Here is a 9,706-nt window from a genome sequence, read left to right as displayed (position 1 = left end):
AAGATCCGTGGCTCACCACTCGATTTCCCGAGCTTCAGAGCCGCATCCGCCCGCCGCGCCTTCCCCCTTCAAGGGACGGCCCGCCAGGGCAGAGGCAACGATGTAATCTCTCCGACTTCTTAGTGCAACCGAATTTTCATCCGGCCCACCGTCTCGTCACCGCCGCTTCGCTTTCGCTCGCCGCCGTGTCGCCGTCGGTGAAGCGGTTTATAGGGAGGTCACCACACCCTGTCAAACGCTTTGTGACGAAAAAAATGCGGACACCGATTTCTCCCCGCGAGGCGCTTTCCCGCGCAAGGCAGAAGGGCCGTCTGACATCGATGGACCAGGTCGGTACGGCCCGGTCCAGCCCCACCTAGATGGTTCTCTACGCGGGCGCGCGCAAGGGCATGCGCTTGTCAGGCGAAAACGGCCCCATCGGTTGACCTCGATCCGCCGGTCCCGCATCTTCGGCCGTCGATCCGGGCGCGCCCATGCCGAACGGGCGGCGCCCCACCCCGCCCCATTGGAGACCGGCCCATTGCGACTCGCGCCGATCGCAGCCCTGTCCTTTCTCGCGCTGGCCGGATTCGGCATCGGCGCGTTCCTCCTCCCCGGATCCCCGCCCGAGGCCGATGCGGCCACCGAGGCCCCGTCGCTGCGGTCCGAGCTGCGCGACCAGATCGCCTATCAGGCGCTGCGCCCGGCGCCGGCCGGGCTGTCGGACTGGATGCTGTCGAATGTCGCCGAAGGGCTGCTGGCCCGCCGCGGCCGCAGCGGCCCGGAGCGCAAGGTACTGGAGGTCGCCGAGGGCGACACGCTGGGCGGCCTGCTGACCGAGGCCGGAGTCGATGAGGGCGATGCCCATGCCGCCGTCTCCGCCCTCGATGGGCTGTACGACCCGACCCGGCTGAAGATCGGCCAGCCGGTCACCCTGACCTTCGACCGCCGCGGCCATGACCGGGTGCTGCGGGCGGTGACGCTGATGCCGGAGGTCGACCGCACCGTCACCGCCCGCCGCGCGCCCGATGGCGGCTTCCGCAGCAGCGAAGCGGAAATGGAGCTGGAGAGCCGGCCGGTCGGGGTTCAGGGCCAGATCGAATCGAGCCTGTATGCCGACGCCACCGCCGCCGGGGTGCCCGACGCGGTGGTGCTGTCACTGCTGCAGACCTGGGCCTATTCGGTCGATTTCCAGCGCGACCTGCAGCCGGGCGACCGATTCGCCGTGCTGTTCTCCCAGGACCACAACGCCGACGGCAGTGTCGCCCGACTCGGGCCGGTCGAGATGGCCCGGCTCGAACTCACCGGCAAGACGCTGACCATGTACCGGTTCGAGAGCCGCGACGGCACGGTCGACTATTACGACCGCGACGGCACCAGCGTGCGCCGCCTGCTGCTGCGCACCCCGGTCGACGGGGCGCGGCTGACCTCGCGATTCGGTGCCCGGCGCCACCCGATCCTGGGCTACACCCGGATGCATCGCGGCGTCGATTTCGGGGCGGCGCGCGGCACCCCGATCTATGCCGCCGGCGACGGGATGGTCGAGATCATCGGCACCCAGCGCGGCTATGGCCGCTATATCCGGCTGCGCCACAGCAACCGGCTGTCGACCGCCTATGCCCATATGAGCCGCTTCGCCAAGCTGGCGAAGGGGGCGCGGGTGCGGCAGGGCGAGGTGATCGGCTATGTCGGCGCCACCGGCCAGGCCACCGGGCCGCATCTGCACTACGAGGTGCTGGTCGGCGGCGCCCAGGTCAACCCGCTGAGCGTCGACCTGCCGACCGGCAACACACTGGAGGGCCGCGACCGCGCCGAGTTCCGCCGCCGGATCGAGGAGATCGACCGCCGGTTCACGCGGCTGACCGAACAAGCGCCGGTCGCCGCCAATCCCCGCGCCGGTGGCTAGGCCGCTTCGGCGAAGCGCAGCGTCAGGCCGGTTCCCGGCAAAGGCGGCACCACCACCTCACCCTGCTGTCGGACATGCGCGACATGGCCCGCGACCAGGCAGGCCTCGCACGCCGCCAAGTCACGGCTGGCGAGGTGAAGCACCGGCGCGGCGCCGAATCCGAGGGTGAATCCGCCGACGCCGACCGAATCGCCGTCGCGCGACGCTCCGTCCAGCGCCGCCCAGGCCGCGGCCGCCGATTCGGTCAGCGGCCCGGCCAGGTCGAGACCGAGGATCCCGGTGGCGCCATTGGGGTGGCGCTCCCACTCCGGCCGGCGCAGCAGCTCCGGCGTCCGGTGCTCGCAGGCGAAGAGCGGCAGGCCGAAGGCGTCGCGCCGGGCCGGATGGGCGAGCCGGAAGGCGGGCTGCACCGGGCCGTCGGGCAGGTCCAGCAGCCGGGCGAGATGGCGCGGCGGCTCCGCCCCTGCCCCGGCCGCCGCGAAAGCCGCCGCCGCCGAATCGGCCGATCCGGTCGCCAGCGCGATGCCGAGCAGGCCCTCGCCCTCCCCCGCCAGCCGCTCGCCCAGGCCGTTGTCGAACTGCGTGGGGTCGAGCACGCCGAGCAGCTCGACATAGTCGGTGGCCAGCATGATGCAGTAGTTCGCGGTGCCCCAGCCGATGTGCCGGCCCCGCGGCGTCACGGTGAAGCCGAGCCGGCGCCAGGTGTCACGCGCCTGGTCCAGCGCCGCGACCGCCAGGATGACATGGTCGAGCCCGGTGATCGCCGGCATCAGAAGCCCCCATGTTCGGCCAGATGCGCCGCCTCATCCGGTGTGCTGTCCCGCCCCAGAATGGGGTTGCGGTGCGGGAAGCGGCCGAAGCGTTCGATCACCGCGAGATGGCGCCGGGCGTAGTCGACATATTCCGGATCACTCAACCCCGCGGCCGACAGCGCGACGCTGCGATGCTGATCGGCCAGGTCCTCGCTGTGCTCGAAGGGCAGGTACAGGAACAGCCGGTGGTCCTCGCCGATCGACGGATCGCGGTCGAAACCTTGGTCCACCGCCGCCTTGGCGGTCGCCAGCGCCCGGGCGTCGGTGGCGAAGGCGCGTGGCGTGCCTCGGAACAGGTTGCGCGGGACCTGGTCGAGCACGATGCACAGCGCGACGGCGCCGAGCGGCGTCCCGCCCCAATCGTCGTGCCGGCCGGCCGCGGCCTCCTCATGCAGGGTGAGGAACCGGGCGCGAATCTCGGCATCGAAGCCGGCATCGCCGCCGAACCAGCGCTCCTTGCCCGACGGCTGGAACCAGAAGGACAGCACGTCGCTGGCAGCGACGGACAGAAGGGTCATGCCGGGCACACTCCGTAGCCGATGGCGTCGTCGAAGACGGCATGCAGCGGATCCTCGGCCAGGTCCAGCCCCGCGACCGGATCGAGCCGGCGGGCGAATCGGTCGGCCATCAGCGCCTTGCGCCGGTCGCCGGCGGCGAGATCGGCCACGGCCTCCTCCAGCATCAGCGCCGCGGCCAGTAGTTTCGCCGCGGGCTGCAGCAGCTTGCGGGCCAGACGCGGCCCATCCTCCGGCCGAGCCCGCAGATGGGCGAAGCCGGCGCGGCACGAGTCGAGCGTCGGGCGCAGCTGGGCCGCGATTCCCGCCAGGGCGGCCGGCGCGGCGTCGAGAATGCCGGAGACCCGGTCGAGGAAGGCCCGATCGCCCGGCAGCTTACCGATGGTGGCGCGCAGGAACTCCAGCGCCTGGACATTGGCCGGCCCCTCCCACACCGCGGTGACCAGGGCGTCGCGGTACAGCCGGGCGGTCGGCCATTCCTCGGTGTAGCCGTTGCCGCCGACGATCTCGACCGCCCGGGCCGCAGCCACGGTGGCCTGCTCTGCGGTCCAGTACTTGGCCAGGGCGACCACGCCGCGGCGCCAGCCCTCGACCGCCGGATCCTCGCCCGGCGCCTCGAACGCCTCGGCGGCCTCGAAGGCCAGCGCGGCCGCGGCCTCTTGGGTCGCGGCGAGGTCGAGCAGCGCGTCGCGCATCATCGGAGTCGTCCGCAGCAGCGTGCCGCCGACCGTGCGGTGGCTGGTCCAGGCCAGCGATTCGAGCAAGGCGCGGCGATGCATCCCGGCGGCGCCGAAGGCGTTGTGCACCCGGCTGTATTCCAGCGCCTCGAGCATCGCCTTCAGCCCATGCGGTGGCGGCGCCACCTCCAGCGCCCAGGCGCCGTCGAGCACGGTTTCGCCGGTGGCCAGGCCACGGGTGCCGATCTTGTCCTTCAGCCGGCGGACATGCAGCCGGTTCGGCGTGCCGTCGGGCAGGGCCGAGGGCACGAGGTAGCAGCCTAGGCCGCGGGCCCCGTCCGGTGCGCCGCGCGGCCGGGCGGTCGCCAGGGCCACCCCGGCGCCGGCGTTGCTGGTGAACCATTTGAGGCCGGTCAGTCGCCAGGCCGATCCGTCCGGCTCCGCCACCGTGGTGGTGGCGCCGACATCGGTGCCGCCATGCAGCTCGGTCGCCCAGGTGCCGCCGGTCAGGGCCTGCCCGTCCATCCGCGCGAGCTGGGGCAGCCAGTCGGCGCGGACAGCATCCGGCGCCAGCCGGTCGAGCACCCAGGCGACGGCGCCGGTCAGGGTCACCGGGCAATGCAGCGAGACATCGGCCTGGGACAGCACGCCGCCCATGACGAAGGACAGCAGATGCGGCGCCCGCCCCGGCCCACCCACCTCGGACCCGAAGGCCAGGCCGATGATGCCGCGGCAATAGGCTTCGGCATGGCAGGCCCGGTATTCGGCGTTCAGCACCACCCGGCTGGTCGACCGGCCCTGGCCGTCATGGGTCTCCAGCCGCGGCGGCGCGTGCCGGCTGGTGTAGTCGGCCTGGGCCTCGACGGTGTCGCCGACCCAGGCGCCGAACTCCGCCAGCCGGTCGCCGAAGCGGGGCAGCAGGTCCGGGCTGCGCCGCACCAGGCGGCGGATGAGGTCGCGGTCGCGGGTGAAGAGGTTCAGGCCGCGCACCGCGGGCGGGGCGTCCAGCGGCCGGGTCTCGATCCGATCCATGACAGCAGCCTCCGAGAAAAGCACCGGCCCAAAATAGCACGAGGCGGCGCAAGCGCCGCCTCGTCCAGGATCATTGCCGCCGCAGGGCAGCTCAATGGGCGTTGGCCCAGACCTTGCGCTTCACGGCATAGAGCAGCCCGGCGAAGACGATCAGGAACAGGATCACCTTGATGCCGATGTGCTTGCGGTCCTCGAGCGAGGGTTCGGCTGTCCACATCAGGAAGTTGACGACATCCCAGGCTTCCTGTTCATGCGTCGCCTTGGTGCCGTCGGTGTAGGTGACGGCGTCGTCGGTAATCATGTTCGGCATCGCCGTGACATGGCCGGGGAAGGCGGCGTTGTAGTTCAACCCGTCCGGGACCTTGAAGCCCTCGGGCGCGTCATGGAAGCCGGTGAGGAAGGCGTAGATGTAGTTCGGGCCATCGGTCTCGCCACCCTCGCCGCGCGCCTTGGCCATCAGCGACAGGTCCGGCGGGGTCTTCCCGCCATTGGCCGCAGCCGCCGCCTTGTCGTTCGGGAACGGGTTGTGGAACGGGTCGGCCGGCAGTGCGGTGCGCTCGATCGGCTCGCCGGCGTCGTTGGTGTCGGCGACCTTGTATTCGGCGGCGATCGCCTTGACCTCGTTCTCGTTGAAGCCGAGCCCCGTGAGGTCACGGAAGTACATCAGCTTCATCGAATGGCAGTTCGAGCAGACCTCCTTGTAGACCTGGAAGCCGCGCTGGGCGGAGGCCCGGTCGAAGGTGCCGAAGAAGCCGCCGAACGACCAGTTCTGCTCCTTCGGGGCGGCCTCGCCTTCGGCCGCCTGGGCGGCCGGGACGATGGTTCCGAGCGACAGCACCACGGCAGCGGCGGCGCCGATGATCTTCAGCTGGGCGGATTTCAGCATGATCTTGTCGAAGAGCGGCATGGTCACGCCTTCACCGTGTTCGGAGCGGCCGACGGGCCGAGGACGGATTCGCTGATGCTACGGGGCAACGGCAGCGGCCGCTCGATCTTGCCCAGGATCGGCAGGATCACCAGGAAATGCAGGAAGTAGTAGACCATGCCGACCTGGCCGATCACCACGGCCGGCCCTTCCGGCGGCTGCGACCCGGCATAGCCAAGGCCGATCACCGAGATCACCAGCAGCCAGAAGAACCAGCGGTAGACCGGGCGGAAGCGGGTGCTGCGGACGCGGCTGGTGTCGAGCCAGGGCAGCACGAACAGCACCGCGATGGCGCCGAACATGGCGATGACGCCCAGCAGCTTCGCCGGGATGCCGAACAGGCTGAAGGTGATCGAGCGCAGGATCGCGTAGAACGGCAGGAAGTACCATTCGGGCACGATGTGCGCCGGCGTCTGCAGCGGGTTGGCCTGGATGTAATTGTCCGCATGCCCCATGAAGTTCGGCATGAAGAACACCATGAAGGCGTAGAAGACCAGGAACACGACGATGCCGAAGCTGTCCTTGACCGTGTAGTACGGGTGGAACGGCAGCGTGTCCTGCGGGCCCTTCGGATCGATGCCGGACGGGTTGTTCGAGCCGGTGACGTGGAACGCGCCGATATGGATGACGACCACGCCCAGGATCACGAAGGGCATCAGGAAGTGCAGCGAGTAGAAGCGGTTCAGCGTCGGATTGTCGACTGCGAAGCCGCCCCACAGCCAGGTCACGATGTTCTCGCCGACCAGCGGGATGGCCGAAAACAGGTTGGTGATGACGGTGGCGCCCCAGAAGCTCATCTGGCCCCAGGGCAGCACGTAGCCCATGAAGGCGGTGGCCATCATCAGCAGGAAGATCACCACGCCGAAGATCCACACCAGCTCGCGCGGCGACTTGTAGGAGCCGTAGTACATGCCGCGGAAGATGTGGATGTAGACGGCGATGAAGAACATCGACGCGCCGTTGGCATGGATATAGCGCAACAGCCAGCCGTAGTTGACGTCGCGCATGATGCGCTCGACCGACTGGAAGGCGAAGTCGACATGCGGCGTGTACTGCATCGACAGGAACAGGCCGCTGGCGATCATGATCACCAGCATCATCCCGGCGATGGCGCCGAAGTTCCACAGGTAGTTGAAGTTCCGCGGCGCCGGATATTCGCCATACTCCTTGGAGAGCATGGAGAAGATCGGCAGCCGCGCGTCGATCCAACGGATCGCCGGGTTCTGGAAGGTCGACTCAGCCGAGCCGTTCGAGCCATGGGCCATGAGGGTAGTCTCCGGAACGAGCGGCTCAGCCGATCTTGATCTTCGTGTCGGTGGTGAAGGCGTAGGTCGGCACGACCAGGTTGGCCGGCGCCGGGCCCTGCCGGATGCGCCCCGAGGTGTCGTAGATCGAACCGTGGCAAGGGCAGAACCAGCCGCCGTAGGGGCCGCGGTTGTCGCCCGGGTTCTGGCCCAGCGGGATGCAGCCGAGATGGGTGCAGACGCCAACGACCACCAGCCACTCCGCCTTCTGCACCCGCGCGGAGTCGGGCTGCGGGTCCGGCAGCACGCCGAGATCGACGTCCTGGGCGGCCTTGATCTGGTCTTCCGGACGGTGGCGGATGAAGACCGGCTTGCCGCGCCACTTCACCGTCAGCGACTGGCCGACCGCGGCGGGCGCCAGGTCGACCTCGACCGAGGCGAGGGCCAGCACGTCCTTCGACGGGTTCATGCTGTCGATCAGCGGCCAGGCGACGCTGCCCACGCCGACCGCGCCGACCGCGCCGGTCAGGAGATACAGGAAGTCACGGCGGGTGCCCCCCTCCCCGGAAGCATGGTGGCCAGACGGCGTGTGGCTCGGGCCGGGTGCGCCCTGGAGGGTGGTGTCCGACATCGCTGCAACGGTCCTTGGGTAGCTGCTCGACCTTGTTGTTACCCATTACCCGCGTCGAAGGCTGGCTTCGGCAACGGGACAGGGCGCCGCATCCCTGGCAGAAGGCGGCCCCGGGTCTATACAATGCCGACCCGACCCTGGCAATTCGCTAGAACCAATATCGACCAGTCGCCGCAACGGGAATTCATGCGCCTCGTCCTCTATGAGCCGGATATTCCGCAAAACACCGGCACCATGCTGCGCCTCGGGGCGGCTCTCGGGGTCGCCGTCGACCTGATCGAACCCTGCGGTTTCCTGATCGACGACCGGCGGCTGCGGCGCGCCGCCATGGACTATGCCGATTTCCTCGACCTCACCCGCTGGACCAGCTGGCGGCGCTATTCCGAGGCCGGCCACGCCGGCCGCCTGGTGCTGCTGACCACCCGCGCGGCGCAGCCCTATACCGAATTCGCCTTCGCCGCCGACGACCGCATCATGGTCGGGCGCGAAAGCGCCGGCGTGCCCGACGCGGTGCATGACGCGGCCGGGGCCCGGCTGGTGATCCCGCTGCGGCCCGAGGCCCGCTCGATCAACGTCGCCACCGCGGCGGCGATGGTGCTGGGTGAGGCGATTCGCCAGACCACGTTATCTATGATCGCTCGGAGATAGGCCTGCGGCTGAAACGCCGATTCCCGCCCCTTCCCGCCCCCGCTAAGGTGCCCGCCCACCCGTGAAGGCCCGCCGCATGAGCACGACATCGCCCGCCGCCCCCGATCCGCAGCGAGTCGAGGCGCAGAAGACCGAGGCCGCGACCTGGTTCGCCGAGCTGCGCGACCGGATCTGCGCCGCCTTCGAAGCGATCGAGGACGACCATGCCGGGCCGTTCGCCGGCCGGCCGGCCGGCCGATTCGAGCGCCGGACCTGGGACCGGCCGGGCGGCGGCGGCGGTGTGATGTCGACCATGCGCGGCCGGGTGTTCGAGAAGGTCGGGGTCAATATCTCGACCGTCCACGGCGAATTCTCCGAAGCCTTCCGGGCGCAGATCCCGGGCGCCGCCGGCGACGGACGGTTCTGGGCGGCCGGCATCAGCCTGGTGGCGCATCTGCACAGCCCGCTGGTGCCGGCGGTGCACATGAACACCCGTCGCATCGTCACCTCGATCGGCTGGTTCGGCGGCGGCGCCGACTTGACCCCGATGGTGCCCGACGAGACCGACACCCGGGACTTCCACGCCGCGCTGAAGACGGCCTGCGACCGGCACGATCCGGCGTACCACCCGCGCTTCAAGGAGGCCTGCGACAAGTATTTCTACCTGCCGCACCGCGACGAGCCGCGCGGCGTCGGCGGCATCTTCTTCGACAATCTCGACACCGGTGACTGGGACGCCGATTTCGCCTTCACCCGCGATGTCGGCCTGGCCTTCCTGGATTGCTATCCCGGCATCGTCCGCCGCCACATGGACAGGCCCTGGACCGAGGCGCAGCGTGCCCATCAGCTGCAGCGCCGCGGCCGCTATGTCGAGTTCAACCTGCTCTACGACCGCGGCACCACCTTCGGCCTGAAGACCGGCGGCAACACCGAGGCGATCCTGATGTCCCTGCCGCCGATGGTGACCTGGCCTTAGAGACCGCCTGTAAACGCTACTGGTGCGGCCGTCTCGCGGCGGCTTCTCCGCTTCCGGCGCTTACGGACGAGCATGTCCGCTGCGCTCCGGTTCTCGAAGCCACCACCAGCCGACTCACACCAGCGCGTTTCCAAACGATCTCTTTGAAGAATTGCAATTTCGATCACGTGGGATTATTCTCCCCGGGCATTTTGTTCTGAATTCACGACCCGATAATTGTGGATCGCACATCTGATTTCACTATTCGTGCCCCTGTGTGCAATTGACATCGACCGTTGGGCAATTTTGAGAAGCGACTAATTTTCGTCGTCGCGCTGTGGCTTCGTCAGTTTGGCTGCCCCCTCCAGACGATCCTGTTGCTCTGGTGCCAGACCTCGTCTGC

The 9,706-nt window shown here is 69.2% G+C and carries 9 protein-coding genes; 3 read left to right on the top strand and 6 right to left on the bottom strand.

The genetic code is table 11. The features are described from left to right. The first annotated feature begins 520 nt into the window (after positions 1-520). Positions 521-1,885 carry a peptidoglycan DD-metalloendopeptidase family protein gene (locus E9232_RS21850; RefSeq protein WP_309797441.1) on the top strand — a complete coding sequence of 455 codons (1,365 nt, stop codon included), beginning with the start codon at positions 521-523 and terminating at the stop codon, positions 1,883-1,885. Here the strand turns inward: E9232_RS21850 and E9232_RS21845 are convergent. The 6 genes from E9232_RS21845 to petA form a co-directional block, all read right to left on the bottom strand. Continuing rightward, positions 1,882-2,655, bottom strand: a complete 774-nt coding sequence (locus E9232_RS21845) for a VOC family protein (RefSeq protein WP_309797439.1) — start codon at positions 2,653-2,655, stop codon at positions 1,882-1,884. The genes E9232_RS21850 and E9232_RS21845 overlap by 4 nt on opposite strands. Next, positions 2,655-3,215, bottom strand: coding sequence for a DUF924 family protein (locus E9232_RS21840; protein WP_309797438.1), 561 nt, complete (start codon positions 3,213-3,215; stop codon positions 2,655-2,657). The genes E9232_RS21845 and E9232_RS21840 overlap by 1 nt, the downstream gene beginning before the upstream one ends. Beyond that, entirely contained in the window at positions 3,212-4,921 is a 1,710-nt protein-coding gene (locus E9232_RS21835; protein ID WP_309797436.1) for an acyl-CoA dehydrogenase family protein, read from the bottom strand. The genes E9232_RS21840 and E9232_RS21835 overlap by 4 nt, the downstream gene beginning before the upstream one ends. Positions 4,922-5,012: 91 nt before the next feature. Next, positions 5,013-5,828, bottom strand: a complete 816-nt coding sequence (locus tag E9232_RS21830) for a cytochrome c1 (protein WP_309797435.1) — start codon at positions 5,826-5,828, stop codon at positions 5,013-5,015. A 2-nt stretch (positions 5,829-5,830) separates the two neighbouring features. After that, on the bottom strand, positions 5,831-7,111 hold the full coding sequence (locus E9232_RS21825) for a cytochrome b (RefSeq protein WP_309797433.1): 1,281 nt from the start codon (positions 7,109-7,111) through the stop codon (positions 5,831-5,833). 25 nt (positions 7,112-7,136) lie between these two features. Then, positions 7,137-7,721 carry a ubiquinol-cytochrome c reductase iron-sulfur subunit gene (gene petA / locus E9232_RS21820; RefSeq protein ID WP_309797431.1) on the bottom strand — a complete coding sequence of 195 codons (585 nt, stop codon included), beginning with the start codon at positions 7,719-7,721 and terminating at the stop codon, positions 7,137-7,139. Between the two features lie 186 nt (positions 7,722-7,907). Here petA and E9232_RS21815 point away from each other — a divergent pair, with 186 nt between their 5' ends. Together E9232_RS21815 and hemF are read left to right on the top strand one after the other, a co-directional pair. Beyond that, positions 7,908-8,369 (top strand): tRNA (cytidine(34)-2'-O)-methyltransferase, encoded by a 462-nt coding sequence (locus tag E9232_RS21815; protein ID WP_309797430.1) that lies wholly within the window; start codon positions 7,908-7,910, stop codon positions 8,367-8,369. A gap of 76 nt (positions 8,370-8,445) precedes the next feature. Further along, entirely contained in the window at positions 8,446-9,324 is an 879-nt protein-coding gene (hemF, locus tag E9232_RS21810; RefSeq protein WP_309797428.1) for an oxygen-dependent coproporphyrinogen oxidase, read from the top strand. Positions 9,325-9,706: the final 382 nt, after the last annotated feature.

The organism is Inquilinus ginsengisoli, assembly GCF_031453975.1.
Taxonomy (GTDB): domain Bacteria; phylum Pseudomonadota; class Alphaproteobacteria; order DSM-16000; family Inquilinaceae; genus Inquilinus; species Inquilinus ginsengisoli_A.
Note: the sequence above shows the minus strand (reverse complement) of the source record. Positions and strands in the feature narration are given on the sequence as shown.